Source organism: Algoriphagus formosus, assembly GCF_002807035.1.
Classification (GTDB): Bacteria; Bacteroidota; Bacteroidia; order Cytophagales; family Cyclobacteriaceae; genus Algoriphagus; species Algoriphagus formosus.
In genome coordinates this window covers 707851-724784 of sequence record NZ_NIUC01000002.1, presented here as the reverse complement: position 1 = coordinate 724784, position 16934 = coordinate 707851, and the positions used below count along the sequence as shown (strand labels likewise).

Sequence of the window (16934 nt, the reverse complement as noted above, 5' to 3'; positions counted from 1 at the left end):
TTATCTATATATAATACCTCACAAAAGCAATCCACTTCCCATCTGGTGACCAAGAATGCACGTTGATCGTGCCTTGGCCGCCATAAAAGACTTCTGTCAGATCTTCGATTTCTTTGGTTTCTACATCGAGTAGTCGAAGCTTCACGTCTTTTCCGAATGGATGGGCACCTTTTTGATCTTCCAAGTAAGAAATTATTACGGCACTTTTACTATCCGGCGATGGGTGGGGAAACCAATTGTCCAAGTCATCAAAAGTCAGTTGCTCTTGCCCGCTTCCATCAGGTTTCATCCGATAGGCTTGCATCCTGCCGGTTCGGTGGCTGTTGAAGTAGATCCATTTTCCATCATAAGAATACTCCGGGCCGTCGTCCAATCCTTCCGCGTCGGTCAATCGAACTTCCTCGCCCCCTTGGGTCGAGATAGCCCAGACATCCCAAGAACCATCTCTTTCTGCACAATATACTAGCGTCTTTCCATCCGGGCTGATTCCATGCCAATAGCTGGGATACTTAGGGGTGATGAGTTTGGCAGTTCCGCCCGCTGTGGGAATGGTGTAGATACGCGATCCCATTCCTTCCTCATTTTTGCTGAAAACGATGGTTTTCCCATCAAAACTCAAGCCATGATCATTGTTGATCCGAGTGATTTGATCTGGGAAAATCGGCCCCAAATTATTTCCTTCCAAATCAATTTTTTCCAGTTTTCCAGCGGCATTGATCAAAAGATAATCTCCATCCCGAGTCCAGTTTGGCGCTTCGAAGTGTCGCTTTTCTCTCAAAATCACTTTTTGCTCCAGCGTTTCTACATTCAAAATGACTAATTCACTTTCGATAGATGCTGGAACTTGGGCCATGGCTGATAAGTAAGTAAAGAAAAGGGCTAGTGAAAACAGGAAATTGCTGATTCTTAGGTTCATTTTAGGCTAGGTTTGTTGCTTTTAATTTACAAAACCCAATCCTGACCTAGCTTACCTTTACTGTAAATTTTTGCTTTGGAGTAAAAGATCCTATTTGCCAAACTTCTTGATTGGCTTGTTTTAGCGTGTCTTCAAACCATGTTTGATTTTCTGGCGAAACTGCTATCAATAGTCCTCCGCTGGTCTGTGGATCGCAGAGTTTGACCAGATCCATACCCTTGACTCCTTCTGTTTTGGTATTGTAAGCGTTCCAGTTTCGATAGGTGTTGTCTGGAAAAATAAACTGATCGATATAGTCCTGAATTCCCTCAATCAATGGTAATTGACCAATCGCTAGTTCTGCTGAAAGTTCAGCTCCCTCTGCCATTTCGATCAAATGTCCCAACAGCCCAAAGCCTGTCACATCTGTCATGGCATGCACTTCCTCATGATTTCCCAAGACAGCCCCGATTTTATTTAATTGGCAGGCTGTATTCACTAGTTTTTCATAGTCCTGATTTTGGATCTTTTGACGTTTCAATGCCGTAGCCAAGACGCCGATTCCGAGTGGCTTGGTCAGAAAAATCAGGTCACCTTCTTTGGCTCCCTGATTGGTTTTGATCTTTCGGGGATGTACGATTCCATTCACTGAAAGTCCGAAAATCGGGTCCTTGGCAGCGATGCTGTGACCTCCTGCGAGTTCGATACCAGCCTTGCTACAGATACTTTTCGCCCCTTCCATGACTTTGGCTGCCAGTTCGGGTGCAAGTTTTTCTACAGGCCAACTCAGAATCGCATTCGCAAATAAGGGCTTTCCGCCCATGGCATATACATCCGAGATCGCATTGGCAGCGGCGATCTGTCCAAAATCAAAAGGATCGTCTACAATAGGAGTGAAAAAATCTACGGTGTTGACTAGCGCAATATCCTCACTCACTTGATACACCGCCGCATCATCTTTACCCGAATTGCCCACTAGCAAGTTTGAGTCGCTTTGGCTAAATGAGTTGCTGGATGAAAGAATTTGATCCAGGATGGCAGGCGCGATTTTGCAGCCGCAGCCAGAGCCTTCACTCCATTCGGTCAATCTGATAGGGGTCTCATTCATAGAATTTTTCTTTTGCTTTCAGTAAAAGTTTACACTGTTGGTCCAAGCTTAGGCCGGAGAGATCCAAGGAAACCGTTCGATCCTTTGGGTGCTTATCTAACTCAAATTCGTAGGTTTTGTCATAGTAGATCAAAAGATTTTGGATCCATTTTGTATGTTCTCCTGCATCTATTGCATCCAAAGCTTCCTGCGTTCGGAGTCCTCCCAGTTTCTTCTGCAGTCTCAGGACGGCCTTTTTGAGGGAATCCTGAGGTAGTTTTGCGTACTCATTTGCAATGTGATCGGTCCGCTCTTCCAGCGATTTTTGAATATCGATGTGTGGGCTGCTTTTCATCTGTTCGAAAAATGCATCCGGCAGGATAATCCGACCGATTCTTCTGCTTTCGTTTTCTACCCAAATGGCTTTTTCTCCTACAAAAGGCAGGAGTTCTTCAGCAAGTAAATTTTCAAATTGCTCCACAGTAGGCTGGGGAGGCTGTCCGATTCCACCAAAGGAAGAACCTTTATGATTGGCCAAGTCCTCCAAGTCGACTACTTGCTCTTGAGATGATTTGAGCAATTGAAGTAAAACTGTTTTTGCTGTCCCGGTTTTTCCACCCAAAACGATGAGCTTTCTGCTTTTTCGGACTTCTTCGAAAGTAAAGGTTCGGTAGGTTTTGTATCCTCCTTTGATACGGAAAATTTCAAATCCGACCATTCCTAAGAGCCAGGATAAAATCTGACTGCGCATTCCGCCCCGCCAACAGTAAAGGATTATCTTTCTTTCGGGAAATTTTTCAATCGCTGCTTGCTGAATCTCATGAAATCGAGGTCCTACCAACTCAAAGCCTTTCAGTGTTGCAGCTTCACTACCTTTTTCTTTGTAGAGTGTTCCGACTATTTTTCGCTCTTGATCATTCAGAATGGGCAGATTGATGGCTCCGGGAATATGGCTTTGCGCAAATTCCCCTTCGCTTCTCGCATCCAGGATGGGAAGGCTTTTGCGAAGCTCAAAAAAATCAGAAAGCGTAATCAGGGTCTCACTCATAGGAGGTCGAATATAAAAAAATGCCACCGAATCACTCCGGTGGCATCTTAAATACTTGAAGTAGAAATTAGAGTTGAGCTTCTAATTTCTGGCTAAGAATTGCTTTAGGTACTGCGCCTACTTGCTTGTCTACAATCTGCCCGTCTTTGAAGAATAGAAGGGTAGGAATAGAGCGAATGCCAAATGCCTGTGCTACGCTTGGATTGGAATCTACATCCACTTTTCCAATGACAGCTTTGCCTTCGTAGTCTCCTGCGAGCTCTTCTACGATAGGTCCGATCATTTTACAAGGTCCGCACCACTCTGCCCAAAAATCCACTAGGATTGGTTTTTCTGATTTGATGACTTCTTCAAAATTTGCGTCAGTAATTTCTATTGCTTTTGCCATTATTTGATGTGTTTAGTTCGGTTCGATTTTCCAAATATATTAGAGAAAGCCTATGTATCTTCATTAAGTTCAAATTGTGTTTAAAAAATTCTCTATGAGTCATAGTCAGACTTTTACAATTACTCACTCATGATCTTATAGACGATGTCAGGGATAGTTTGCAGTTCCTTAATCAGCTCCTCACTCGGGTCGATCAGAAAGCGCTTCGAAAAGAGCTCCAGACTGATATTTTCCTTTCGGTCGATCACGTTGAAATAAAGCTTTGCTTCCCCTTTATACTTCTGAGTCATGGATTCCAGCTTTTCCATCAGGTCATAGTTTAGATCATCCAGGTCAATGTTTACACGAAGGCCTTTGACCATTTTTGACCGAACCTCAGAGAGTAACATGACGGATGAAATCTTAAACTCCATTTCGTCGGGATTCCACTTCTTCGGACTGACTCCGCCCTTCACAAAGAGGTACCAGCCTTTCATGAAATACTCTTTGAATTTCACATAATCCTCTCCGAAAAGGTAGAAAGTAAAGCCTCCCTGATAGTCTTCCAAGGTTAGTGTCCCAAAAGGCTTCCCATTTTTGGTAGTCCGATGGGCAAAGTCAGTGACTGCACCGGCAAGGTTGATGTCTTTTTTGTTTTGCAAAGCTGGGAGATCATTGAGCTCTGACAAGCTGCAGTTGGTGAAAGACTCAATTTCCAATTTGTACTGATCAAGCGGATGGCCTGAAATGTACAGCCCGACCACTTCTTTTTCAATGTTGAGCTGCTGAAGCTGGGAGAAAGGTTCCATCGGTGATACAGACGGCACGGGGACGTCCATTCCTCCGCCTGCTCCTCCAAATAGACTCACTTGCGAGCTTTCTTTTTCCTGTTGTAGGCGTTGGGCATACTTGGTTGCCTTCTCGATCAAGGTGATATCACCTTCAGGCGCTTCGAGGTATTGGCGGCGATGATATTCAGGAAAGCAGTCAAAGCTTCCTGCCATTGCCAAAGCCTCCATCGTTTTCTTGTTGAGAACTTTTGGATTTACTCGCTTCGCAAATTCAAAGAAGGAGGTGTAAAGCCCGTTTTTTTCACGTTCCAGGATGATTTCTTCTACCGCAGCACCGCCGGCTCCTTTGATGGCAGCCATTCCAAATCGGATTTCTCCATCTTTGTTTACCGTAAAGCCACTTTTGGATTCGTTGACATCCGGCCCTAAAACAGGAATTCCCATTCGCTTACACTCCTCCATGAAGAATGTCACCTGCGTGATATCGTTCATGTTGTTGCTGAGGACGGAAGCCATGTATTCGGCCGGATAGTGCGCCTTGAGATAGGCTGTCTGATAGGCTACCCAAGCATAGCAGGTCGAGTGGGATTTATTGAAGGCATAGGAGGCAAAAGCTTCCCAGTCTGTCCAGATTTTCTCCAACTTTTTAGGTTCATGGCCTTTTGCAGCTGCCTGCTCGATAAATTTGGGTTTCATTTTATCGAGGACGTCCTTTTGCTTTTTACCCATGGCCTTTCGAAGTACGTCGGCCTCACCTTTGGTGAAATCAGCCAATTTTTGCGAAAGCAACATTACTTGCTCTTGGTAGACCGTAATCCCGTATGTCTCCTCGAGATATTCTTGCATATCATCCAGGTCATAGCTAATCTCTTTTTTGCCATGCTTTCGATCGATAAACTCTGGAATGTAAGCCAAAGGTCCTGGTCTATACAGGGCATTCATAGCAATCAAATCGGCAAATGCGGTAGGTTTCAGTTCCCGCATGTACTTCTGCATGCCAGCGGATTCGTACTGGAAAATACCGACTGTTTCACCCCGCTGAAAAAGCTCATAAGTCTTCTCGTCGTCTATCGGAAAAGCATCCGCATCAAGCTGAATTCCATGTCGCTCCTTCACAATTTTGATCGCATCCTTGATCAGAGTGAGGGTTTTGAGTCCCAAAAAGTCCATTTTGAGCAAGCCAGCTGATTCGACCACGGAGTTGTCAAACTGGGTGCAAACCATCTCGGAATCCTTGGCTAAAGCTACCGGAACAAAATTGGTGATGTCGTCCGGCGTGATGATTACACCACAGGCGTGGATTCCTACATTTCGAACGGAACCTTCCAATACGGTTGCCTGATTGACAGTTTTGGCAGAATCATCCTGACCCTGTGCGATTTTCAGTAGTTCTTCGGCTTTTTGGATCAGTTCACCCTGTCCCTTCAATTTATCCGCCAAGGCAGATTTATTTTTCGCCAGGTCAAAAAGCACTTTCAATTTCAAGTCAGGCACCAAATTAGCCAGTCGGCCTGCTTCCTGGAGGGGCAAGTTCAAAACTCTCGCCGTGTCTCGGATGGCTGATTTGGCAGCCATGGTACCGTAGGTAATGATTTGGGCTACTTGATTGCTACCGTACTTTTTGATCACATAGTCGATGACCCGTCCACGACCTTCATCGTCAAAGTCAATATCAATATCGGGAAGAGATACCCGATCCGGATTCAAGAATCTCTCAAAAAGGAGGTCATACTCGATCGGGTCCACATTGGTGATTCCAATACAATAAGCTACGGCTGATCCTGCTGCCGAACCCCGACCCGGGCCGACTGATACGCCCATATCCCGAGCTGCTCGGGTAAAGTCCTGTACAATCAAAAAGTAACCCGGATAACCTGTTCGCTCGATGGTCTCCAATTCGAAATCCAATCGCTCTTGGATCTCAGGGGTAATTTCCTTGTATCGTTTCTTTGCTCCTTCATAAGTCAGGTGGCGGAGAAAAGCGTTCTCACCACGCTTGCCACCGTCCACTTCATCCTGAGGGTCTTTGAACTCCTCGGGTATGTCAAATTTTGGAAGCAGTACTTCTCGGGCAAGCTTGTATGCCTCTATTTTTTCGACAATCTCGTGCGTACATTCGATGGCCTCTGGAAGATCAGCGAAAAGCTTTTTCATCTCCTCAGGAGACTTGAGGTAAAATTCATCGTTGGGAAGTCCATATCGATATTCCCTTCCTCGCTTTCCGATGTATTTCTTCGGCTTTTCCACCAATTCACCGTCTTTCACACAAAGCAAAATATCATGCGCTTTAGCATCTGCTTTGTCATTGTAATAGGTGTTGTTTGCTGCGAAATACTTGACATTGTATTTGCGGGCAAATTCTAAAAGTACTTCATTGACTTTTTCCTCCTCAGGAATCCCGTGTCGGTTGAGCTCGACGTAGAAATCCTCTCCAAACTGCTCTTTCCACCAGATAAAGGCCTCCTCTGCCTGCGTTTCGCCCACATTCAAAATCAAAAAAGGAATCTCTCCCCAGAGACCGCCGGTGGTCGCGATAAGATCGCCTTTGTACTGCACAAGTACTTCTTTGTCAATTCTTGGGAGGTAATAAAAACCCTCAATATTGGCATAGGAAGCTAATTTGGCGAGATTGTGATAACCGGCCTTGTTTTTGGCTAGTAGGACCGTTTGGTATCCATCATCCTTGTTGGATTTGTTTTTTCGATCCCGACACAGGTTGAATTCACAGCCGATAATGGGTTTGATATCTGCTACCATGGCAGATTTCACAAAATTGAAAGCCCCCATCATATTGCCATGATCTGTCATAGCGATGGCAGGCATATTCATGGACTTTGCCTTGGCAATCAGGGCAGGTATTTCCGAAGTAGCCTGTAGAACTGAATACTGAGTATGGACATGGAGATGCGTAAAAGGTACATCGACCAATTCAGAGATATCCGCTTTCCCGGCTTGTTTCAGAACTTCCTTGGCTGCAACTTTCTGTTCGTCTTTGGCCTGAGCGAAATTTGCTTCTGCTAGATCGGGTGCTTCATAGACGACTTCCTGGATACTGATACCTTCCTCAGGCTTTTGTACTCCATGGGTTATCAAGCCAAAGAAACAGCGTGCCGTGGCATCCACATCATAGGCGGCATCGTGGGCATCGCCAAAGCCTTTACCAAATAGTTTTTGATGCAATTCAGTGAGGGTAGGCCATTTGAATTTTCCGCCTTTTCCCCCTGGAATCGCACAGAACTCCGTGGAAATATCCTTGGTATCGAGTGGATTGGCCGTTAGCGGCATTCCCAATTCTGCTCGGATAAATTCGGACCCGACCACGTTAATATCAAATTCGATATTATGACCGACCAGATGCTTGGCCTCAGCGACATCCTTCTCAAAAATCGCCAAAACCTCTTTCAGGTCATATCCTTCAGCGAGAGCTCTCTTGGTGGAGATTCCATGGACTTTTTCGGCATTATAGGGAATAGTAAAACCCTCTGGTTTGACGATGTAGTTATGATTGGATATCAGTTTACCCTTAGCATCATGCAGTTGCCAGGCCAGCTGAACCAGCCGAGGCCAGTTGTCCACATCGGACATGGGAGCATTGTAATCGCGGGGTAAACCGGTGGTTTCGGTATCGAAAATAATATACATACAGCACAGAAAATTGAGGCTTCAAATTAGGGTAATTCGATCAGTCAAAAAAGTGGAGCGGCGGGAATTGTCTCAGAATTTCGATAAGATATTGATTTTCTTCACATTAAACTTAACTCATTGAATGTCAAAGAATAATGAAATTTTATTTTGAAATTGGACAGACGTATTTGGGGACTACTGGGACCTAAATCATAAAAATCTTGAGAAATTGCTCAGCATAATTTCGAGAAAAGTAAAAAGATAAGATGTACTTTATAAGGTACACTTTTAGACCTAAACTGCATCTTCAAAGATACACTTTGTTATCTTTTGTCCTCCCAAGGCATATAGACCACCTTTTTGGTCTCAAAAAAATCTTCCTTGAAATAGTCGCTTAAGTGGTAGGTTACATAGGATTTGCCTGTTTCCTCCATTTCCTCATCCACATCGCCTCCTTTGAGGTAAAGGATGCCATTGGGAAATTCATTAAAATCCTCTCGCTTGATTTTTCCTTTGACCCAAGGATAAAAATTGATCATGCGGGTCACGGCGCGGCTGATCACAAAATCATATTTCCGTACTAATGTCTCCGCCCGGGCTTGTTGGGCTTCTACATTGCTAAGCTTAAGGGCTTTGGCTACCTCTTTCACAACCGTAATTTTTTTTCCAATCGAGTCCACTAGGTGAAAGTGAGTCTCTGGAAAAAGAATGGCTAATGGAATTCCCGGAAATCCTCCTCCCGTACCGATATCGAGTACTTTGGTGCCAGGCTGAAATCGCATGACTTGTGCTATTCCCAAGGAATGAAGGACATGATGGATGTAAAACTGATCCATGTCCTTGCGGCTGATCACATTTATTTTTGCATTCCAATCAGCATAAAGTTCCTCTAAGCGATCGAATTGCTCGATCTGCTTTTCGGTTAGATTAGGAAAATAGGAAAGAATCAGCTCGGTGCCGGAGTTCATCAGATGTGCTTTTCTTTGCCGGAGGCGATTTCATATAATAGTTCTCGGGAGCGGTGCAATTGTGCTTTGACCGTTCCGAGTGGCTTTTCGAGTTCTTGGGCGATCTCTTCGTAAGAAAGCTCATCAAAGTATCGAAGTTGTACCAATTTGCGGTATTTGGCTGGAAGCTTATCGACAAAAATCCGCACCATTTCGATCCGCTGAGACTTGATGAATTCATCCTGCGGATTGTTGTCATCGTCTTCTACATCGATGGTCACTGAGTTACCGCTGTCATCGGACATGGTGGTATTTAGGCTCATGGTTTTGAGCTTTTTCTTACGGATAAAATCGATGGCATTATTGGTCGCAATCCGGAAAAGCCAAGTGGAAAAGGTGTAGTCTTTTTTGAATCGATGTAGGTTTTTGAAGGCTTTGGCAAATGCCTCCATGGTCAAATCCTCGGCATCATCGGCATCTCGGATCATCTTGAGGATCATGAAGTAAACAGCCTTCTTGTAGCGCTTCATCAAAGCTGCATAAGCTTGCTGATCCTTTTCCTCTACGGCTTGATCGATTAGATCGAAGTCTTCGAGCGCTTTCTTAGAAAATCCACGTTGGTTTAGTTCCATTTGATGTCCTTTGACTGATGGGATATTGGCCCCAAAATCCAAAAATAACCTAAATACAAAAAGTCATTGATTAAGGTGTTTGATGGATTTTTGTGACCATTGAGATTTCTGTTGGCCTTGGAAAATACCCAAGTGAGTAGCAGAAGCCTCATGAGAAATATACCGAAAACGATCGCAATTTGTTCCCATTTCTGCTCCAAAGCCAAATAAATAAATAAACCTATGGCTCCAGCCCAGAATAAAAGGTGGGAAAAGGCATACCAACCGATTTTTAGCTTGTCTTGCGTCAAATAGTGCTTTCCGATATTTAAATGTCTTTTTTTCTGAGAAAAGTAATCCTTCCAGTTCTCCTTGGGAATAGAAATAGTCCTTGCATCTGCATCCAAAACCGCACGGGTGTTTTTTCCGGTGGCATAACGGTTGATCAACAGGTCATCGTCACCACCCTCGAGATGCCAAAGGTCTTTGAAAGCTTTGATTTCCATGAAAAAACTACGTCGGTAACAAAGATTTCTACCAACTCCCATAAATGGGCTTTTCCACTTGGCAAAGGATAGATACAAAAGCGCTGTTTTGAGCGTTTCGAATTGTATCCATCGGTTAAGGAATCCCTTTTGCTGCTCATAGCCGGAGTACCCAATCGAAAAGGTCATATTTTGATTTCTAACGGGCTGGGTCATTTTACGAATCCACTGATCGGACGCAGGGATGCAATCTGCGTCAGTCAATAAGATGACGTCATTTTTGGCCACTTTGATACCGAGAGTAAGCGCATATTTCTTTGCGGTCACATGGTCAGGGGTATATTTCACCGTGACGGTGCGGAGTTTGGGATACTGACTCATCAGGTCTTCCAAAAGACGTCCCGTTCTATCCCTACTTCGATCATTGACCACCAAGACATCAAAGTTGGGATAATCCTGCTCAAATAGTTGAGGAATCAGCCGTTTTAGGTTTTTGAACTCATTATGAGCGGCGATCAAGACGGTAACACCTTCGGTATTTTCAGAATTACTGTCTGGTTTTGCCTTGAAAAATGCGACTTTCCCAAATATGGGTAACAAATAAATCAGCTGAATAAAAATGCCAAGTCCAAATAGAATCCAGAGTAAAAGAAGGGCCATAGTTTAGTTGTGCTCGGCAAATATAAAATCAATTTCAGCATTCGTTTAGGAATAAAGAGATAATTTTGTCACGGCTCTTTTTTGGCCACCCAATCAAAATAATCCTTCGATGAAGTTCACTTTAGCACAGGAAGATCCTCAATCCAAAGCCAGGGCAGGACTGGTGGAAACAGACCATGGAAAGATCGAGACGCCCATCTTTATGCCAGTCGGAACGGCAGGTACTGTCAAGGCTGTCCATCAGCGGGAACTTAAGGAGGATGTGCAAGCCCAGATTATTTTGGGAAATACTTACCATCTATATCTGCGGCCAGGATTGGATATTCTGGAAAAAGCCGGAGGTCTTCACAAATTCAATGGCTGGGATCGGCCGATTTTGACGGACTCGGGAGGGTATCAGGTTTTTTCGCTTGCCGGGACACGAAAGATTAAAGAAGAAGGGGTGACCTTCAAATCCCATATTGATGGATCAAAGCACAATTTCACTCCAGAAAATGTGATGGACATTCAGCGGACTATCGGAGCGGATATCATCATGGCTTTTGATGAGTGCACGCCCTATCCTTGCGAGTATGGCTATGCGAGAAAGTCCATGGAAATGACGCATCGCTGGCTCAAGCGCTGTACCGAACGATTTGACTCTACGGAAGGAAAATACGGATACAATCAAACACTATTTCCGATCGTACAGGGATCTGTTTACAAGGATTTGCGAAAGCAAAGTGCGGAATTCATCGCCGAGCAAGGTCGAGAAGGAAATGCAATAGGTGGTCTTTCTGTAGGAGAACCTGCTGAAATGATGTACGAAATGACCGAGATCGTCACGGATCTTTTACCGAGGGATAAACCTCGCTACCTGATGGGGGTGGGAACTCCGGCCAATATTCTGGAGTGCATCGCACTTGGGATCGATATGTTTGACTGCGTAATGCCGACGAGAAATGCCCGAAACGGGATGCTTTTTACCTCAGAAGGGATCATCAACATTCGAAATGAAAAGTGGAAAGATGATTTCACTCCTATCGATCCCGCCATAGGAAATTATGCGAGTACTTTTTATTCGAAGGCCTATTTGCGTCATTTAACAATTTCTAAGGAAATTTTGGCTGCACAAATCGCCAGTATTCACAACTTGTCTTTCTATCTGTGGTTAGTAAAAGAGGCAAGAAATCATATTTTAGCCGGTGATTTTGCTAGCTGGAAAAACCAGATGGTCAAAAAAGTAAGCACTCGTCTCTAACATGAAACTGATCGATCGACTCATTATCAAAGATTTTTTGAAGACCTATTTCTTTGTGGTCTTGATGTTGATTTTGGTGGTTTTGGTACTGGATTTTACGGAAAAGAATGACAAATACATCCAAAATCAAGTGCCTACGGTCGAGATACTTAAGTACATGGGTAACTATGGACTTTACTTGAATAATCTCCTCACACCGATTACAGTATTTATTTCGGTTATTTTCATCACTTCCAAAATGGCTGGACGAACCGAGATTATCGCCATACTTGGAAGTGGGGTAAGCTTTGTTCGTTTGCTTTTCCCTTTTCTATTCTCCGCAGCTTTGATCGGAGGCGTAAGCTTTTTACTAAATGGTTGGGTACTGCCTACAGCTACCGAAAATCTTACGGTTTTTCGCTTAGTGTATCTGGAAAAAGGAGCCCCTCAAAATGAGCAAAACATTCACATCAAGGTAGGGGAGGATAGCTACGCATATTTGAGTCGATTCTTTAAGACTAACAGCACTGGCTATAATTTCACATTGGAAACTATCCGAGACGGCGAGATGCTAGCCAAGCTTTCATCTGACCGGATAGAATGGGATACCGCAAAGAATGCCTGGACTTTGAAAAACTGGAGACTCCGAGAATTGAAGGAGGAGGGTGAAAAATGGTCGGTAGGTACCGAATTGGATACCGTGCTTTCGATCGTTCCAGAGGACTTTGGAGTACCGGAGAATCATCACGAGACACTCAAATTACCTCAACTCAGCCGACAAATCCGGATTTTGGAGGATCGGGGAGCTGATAATGTGGCCTATTACAAAATCGAGCGCTACGTTCGGTTTATGTCTCCCTTTGCTGCCTTGATTTTGACTTTCATCGGAGTAATTATGTCGGCTCGGAAGACTCGGGGTGGTTCAGGCTTTCAGATTGCCATGGGCTTTTTGATGGCTTTTATCTACATCTTGCTATTTATCCTATCCAGAACCTTTGCCGAAAATGGATCCGAGTACCCCATTTTTGCTGTTTGGCTCCCCAATATCATTTTTGCTTCGGTAGGTCTAGTGCTTTATAAAACCGTCCCGCGATAAATGCAGGCCTCACTGAAAGATTATCTTTTACTCCACCTCATTGTCTTGATATGGGGTTTTACAGCTATTCTTGGAGTTTTAATTTCTCTACCGGCTTTTGAACTGGTTTTTTACCGAACGCTCATCGCCTCAATTGGCGTTGCTCTGCTATTTACCTGGAAAAAGAAAAATATCCTTATTCCTCCTCATCAGATGTGGAAAGTGTTGGGTACCGGGGTACTGATCGCCTTGCACTGGATTCTGTTTTTTTGGTCAGCGCGGGTTTCCACAGTTTCCGTTTGCTTAGCTGGAATGGCCACGACCTCGCTGTGGACAGCATTTGTCGAGCCGTTTTTCAATAAAGCAAAAATCAAGTGGTACGAGGTGGCATTGGGTTTACTGGTGATCTCCGGCCTCTTGGTCATTTTCAAATTTGAAACAGGATATTGGCTAGGGCTATCCATGGCTTTGGCTTCGGCCTTTTTGGCGGCTTGCTTTTCTGTCATTAATGGTCGACTGACCAAGCGTCACGATCCCTATCAAATCACCTTTTATGAGATGACTGGAGCCTGTTTGGCAATTCTGTTATTCATGCCTGTTTATTCTGTTTGGCTGACCGATGGTGCTGGTATTCAATGGACCTGGCAGGGTATGGATTGGTTTTGGCTGCTAGTGTTAGGAGGAGTATGTACAGTCTATGCTTTTTCCGTTTCGGTGGATTTGATGAAGCGACTGACCGTATTCTCCATCAATCTGACGATTAATTTGGAACCCGTCTATGGGATTGTGTTGGCAGTATTGATCTTTGGAGAAAAGGAAAAAATGACCCCGGAGTTTTATCTGGGGACCTTGATTATTCTGGTTTCGGTTTTGATTTATCCAGTACTGAATTATTGGAATAAGCGGAGAAAAGCTGTGAGGACTTTGGGTTAAAATCATCCAGCTGCTTCGCGTAATCATCCATTCCCCATTCTGCAAGCTCAATAATCTGGGGATCTTTTTTGGCTCGTTGAAAGGATTTTTTGTAAGCCATTTTTTTAAGCCAGATCTTGATTTTTGATATTAATTGGCTTTTGCAGAATCGATCTGAAGTAGATGTTTTCTTTTTGAAGGCTTTTGGGATTTAAAGTTCTTTTTCAAAACAAAAATAATTATCAGGAAAATCAATTTCACTTGGCTTTGTTTCGAAAAGGCCAAATACACTGGAACCGGAACCGGACATAGCTGCGTAGTAGGCACCAGCCTTGTACAGTTGGCTTTTGATGGCGGCTATTTCAGGATGGTTTCTAAAAATACTTGGTTCAAAATCATTGACCAATTCATCTTTCCATCTACTTCGGTCTGCTATAACCTCCTCAATCTTCACTTTGGGTGCAGCAGGGTGGACGCCTGAGTAGGCCTCTTTGGTGCCGATGTGAATTCCCGGATTGATTAAGACCAGATAGCTTCCTGCAAGAGATACCTTTGAGGGACTGAGGATTTCACCCCGACCACGGGCGATTTTTGGCGTATTCTCGATAAAAAAAGGACAATCGCTTCCAAGCTGTGCTGCATATTCCTCTAGAAAGTAGTCATCGAGATGAAGGTCAAAAAGATTATTCATCAATTTCAAAGCGAAAGCTCCGTCAGCCGAACCCCCACCGAGACCAGCACCCATTGGTATATTTTTATGAAGGTGGATTTTGAGTTGTGGTAGCCCCTGAAAATCTTTTCTCAGTAGCTTTTCTGCTTTTAAAATCAAATTGTCTTTGGCCTCACCTGGGATAGGGATTCCGGTGCTTTCCCAGCCGCCTTTTTTATCCAAGATGATTTCTAAGGCATCCAGAAGAGGGATAGGAACCATGCAAGTTTCGATTTCGTGGTATCCATCCTTTCTTTTTCCTAGGATATGCAGTCCGAGGTTAATTTTTGCATTAGGGAAAGTGATCATATCGAGAGCTTTCCGCAAATTAAGTGGATTTTAGACTGAAAAGTTTACAATTCGATCTTTGAATATTTTTAAGTTAATCTTGGAAAGATTAGGAAAAATAAGGCGATTGATCTCTTCGATTGATAAAAATGGAATCTTTTTCACTTTTTATTAAAAAAAAGTCAATTCAGTATAAAATTCTGTTTTTTGAAAAAAAATATATTTCAAATAGAATAATAAGCATAAAAAGTTCTTTTATAAGAATAAAATTCTATAAAAATTCATATTGCGATAATTTATATTCTGTGTTAAAGATTTTTAAGCGAATTAAATATTGTTAGTCTCCTTCATGAAACTTAAATTTGACAAAATTTCGAATTCACAGCAGCTCAACCCAAAATCTATGAATCGAGTGGTCTTTTTGCTTAGCATTATTATTCTCCTAGGATACTAAGGTGAGGCACTAGACTATATCAAAATAAAAAATCTGTAAGTGCCTCATTACATGAAGGCACTTTTTTTATATCCCTATGAAAAACCTTAAAAAATATAGTTGGGAAATCTCTGATAATCCCGAGCATCCGGCAGGCAAAGCAATGCTGTATGCCACTGGTCTATCTGACAAGAAATTAATGCAGCCTTTTGTAGGAATTGCAAGCTGTGGCTATGAAAGCAATCCCTGCAACATGCACCTCAATGACTTTGCTGCTGAGATCAAATCAACTACTCAAGAGCATGATTTGACCGGTTTGGTTTTCAATACCATTGGGATTTCGGATGGTACTTCCATGGGGACGTTGGGAATGCGTTATTCCTTGGTTTCTAGAGAGATCATTGCAGATTCGATTGAGTCATTCATTTTAGGTCACTCCTTTGATGCCTGTGTGGCAGTAGCAGGATGTGATAAAAATATGCCCGGGGCGATCATGGGAATGCTTCGCATCAACCGCCCATCGATTATGGTTTATGGTGGGACGATTGCCTCGGGCAATTATAAAGGTGAGAAACTGAACATCGTATCTGCATTTGAGGCATTTGGGAAAAAGATCCAAGGAACGATCTCAGATGAAGACTATGATGGAGTGATCCGAAATGCTTGCCCCGGAGCAGGTGCCTGTGGGGGGATGTATACCGCCAACACCATGTCATCTGCTGCAGAAGCTATGGGAATGTCTCTTCCTTATTCAGCTTCCTATCCTGCCAACTCCCCTGAGAAACTCCGAGAGTGTAGAGAGGTCAGCAAATACATCAAAATCCTACTTGAAAAAGATATCAAACCAAAGGATATCGTCACACGAAAAAGCATTGAAAATGCTGTACGAGTCATTGTAGCTCTGGGTGGAAGTACCAATGCAGTGATGCATATCCTGGCGATTGCGCGTACGGCTGGAGTAGATTTTACACTTGAAGACTTCAAAGCTGTAAATGATATCACCCCATTGTTAGGAGATTTCAAACCTTCCGGAAAATTCCTGATGGAAGACCTTCATGAACAAGGTGGGCTTCCAGCTTTCATGAAATTCATGCTAGATCAAGGAATGCTCCATGGAGACTGTATGACCGTCACCGGTAAGACTCTAGCCGAAAATCTGGAAAATATCGACCCTATCATACCATCCTTGGTCAATTGTATTCGGCCAATCGATCAGCCCATTAAGAAAACCGGTCATCTATGCATTCTCAAAGGAAATCTTGCTCCTGAAGGGGCAGTTTCGAAGATCACTGGAAAGGAAGGGGTTTCATTCACGGGTCCAGCCAAAGTTTTCGATTCTGAATTGGAGGCTAATAATGCCATACGGGATCACAAGGTGCAGGCTGGAGATGTAGTGGTAGTTCGAAATGTCGGTCCAAAAGGAGCTCCTGGAATGCCAGAGATGCTTAAACCAACCTCCATGATCATTGGAGCGGGCTTGGGTTCAGATGTAGCTCTAATTACTGACGGAAGATTTTCTGGCGGAACGCATGGCTTTGTAGTGGGACACGTTACCCCGGAGGCTTGGTGTGGAGGTCCCATTGGACTCTTAAAAGACGGAGATGTCATCACAATCGATGCGAATAATTTTGAGCTTTCAGTGCAAGTGAGTGAAGAAGAGTTTGCGGAGCGCAAAAAATCCTGGTCACCCAAGAAAATTGAAGGATTGCAGGGTACCCTGAAAAAATATAATCAACTCGTGGCAACCGCATCAGAAGGCTGCGTAACCGATAAATTCTAAAGT

General features: G+C 43.6%; 13 protein-coding genes. 4 read left to right on the top strand and 9 right to left on the bottom strand.

The genetic code is table 11. From position 1 onward, the window contains the following. Nucleotides 1-4: 4 nt before the first annotated feature. The 8 genes from CDH51_RS09280 to CDH51_RS09245 form a co-directional block, all read right to left on the bottom strand. Nucleotides 5-916 carry a TolB family protein gene (locus tag CDH51_RS09280; RefSeq protein WP_100628340.1) on the bottom strand — a complete coding sequence of 304 codons (912 nt, stop codon included), beginning with the start codon at nt 914-916 and terminating at the stop codon, nt 5-7. A 46-nt stretch (nt 917-962) separates the two neighbouring features. Further along, nucleotides 963-2003: a selenide, water dikinase SelD gene (selD, locus tag CDH51_RS09275; protein WP_100628339.1), complete on the bottom strand. Its 1041-nt coding sequence runs from the start codon at nt 2001-2003 to the stop codon at nt 963-965. Beyond that, complete coding sequence (mnmH, locus tag CDH51_RS09270) at nt 1996-3030, bottom strand: tRNA 2-selenouridine(34) synthase MnmH (RefSeq protein WP_100628338.1); 1035 nt, start codon at nt 3028-3030, stop codon at nt 1996-1998. Before mnmH ends, selD begins: the two co-directional genes overlap by 8 nt. Nucleotides 3031-3097: 67 nt before the next feature. Further along, nucleotides 3098-3418 (bottom strand): thioredoxin, encoded by a 321-nt coding sequence (gene trxA, locus CDH51_RS09265; RefSeq protein ID WP_026947986.1) that lies wholly within the window; start codon nt 3416-3418, stop codon nt 3098-3100. A 119-nt stretch (nt 3419-3537) separates the two neighbouring features. Then, nucleotides 3538-7830, bottom strand: a complete 4293-nt coding sequence (dnaE, locus tag CDH51_RS09260; protein ID WP_100628337.1) for a DNA polymerase III subunit alpha — start codon at nt 7828-7830, stop codon at nt 3538-3540. Nucleotides 7831-8135: 305 nt separating this feature from the next. Further along, the gene (gene rsmG / locus CDH51_RS09255) at nt 8136-8780 is read right to left on the bottom strand and encodes a 16S rRNA (guanine(527)-N(7))-methyltransferase RsmG (RefSeq protein WP_100628336.1); all 645 of its coding nucleotides are present in this window, start codon (nt 8778-8780) and stop codon (nt 8136-8138) included. Further along, nucleotides 8780-9391 carry a sigma-70 family RNA polymerase sigma factor gene (locus tag CDH51_RS09250; protein WP_024284647.1) on the bottom strand — a complete coding sequence of 204 codons (612 nt, stop codon included), beginning with the start codon at nt 9389-9391 and terminating at the stop codon, nt 8780-8782. The genes rsmG and CDH51_RS09250 overlap by 1 nt, the downstream gene beginning before the upstream one ends. Next, nucleotides 9382-10515 (bottom strand): glycosyltransferase, encoded by a 1134-nt coding sequence (locus tag CDH51_RS09245; RefSeq protein ID WP_100628335.1) that lies wholly within the window; start codon nt 10513-10515, stop codon nt 9382-9384. Before CDH51_RS09245 ends, CDH51_RS09250 begins: the two co-directional genes overlap by 10 nt. Nucleotides 10516-10624: 109 nt before the next feature. On the opposite strand from CDH51_RS09245, the gene tgt reads away from it, so the two are divergent. From tgt to CDH51_RS09230, 3 genes are read left to right on the top strand one after another with little or no spacing between them, the layout of a single operon-like run. Next, nucleotides 10625-11755: a tRNA guanosine(34) transglycosylase Tgt gene (tgt, locus tag CDH51_RS09240; protein WP_100628334.1), complete on the top strand. Its 1131-nt coding sequence runs from the start codon at nt 10625-10627 to the stop codon at nt 11753-11755. A gap of 1 nt (nt 11756) precedes the next feature. Further along, nucleotides 11757-12830 carry an LptF/LptG family permease gene (locus CDH51_RS09235; protein WP_100628333.1) on the top strand — a complete coding sequence of 358 codons (1074 nt, stop codon included), beginning with the start codon at nt 11757-11759 and terminating at the stop codon, nt 12828-12830. Next, complete coding sequence (locus tag CDH51_RS09230) at nt 12831-13742, top strand: DMT family transporter (protein ID WP_100628332.1); 912 nt, start codon at nt 12831-12833, stop codon at nt 13740-13742. It abuts the gene before it with no gap. Nucleotides 13743-13932: 190 nt separating this feature from the next. Here the strand turns inward: CDH51_RS09230 and ispE are convergent, their stop codons facing one another. Next, nucleotides 13933-14739: a 4-(cytidine 5'-diphospho)-2-C-methyl-D-erythritol kinase gene (gene ispE / locus CDH51_RS09225; RefSeq protein WP_100628331.1), complete on the bottom strand. Its 807-nt coding sequence runs from the start codon at nt 14737-14739 to the stop codon at nt 13933-13935. A gap of 509 nt (nt 14740-15248) precedes the next feature. Here ispE and ilvD point away from each other — a divergent pair. Then, entirely contained in the window at nt 15249-16931 is a 1683-nt protein-coding gene (ilvD, locus tag CDH51_RS09220; protein WP_100628330.1) for a dihydroxy-acid dehydratase, read from the top strand. Nucleotides 16932-16934: the final 3 nt, after the last annotated feature.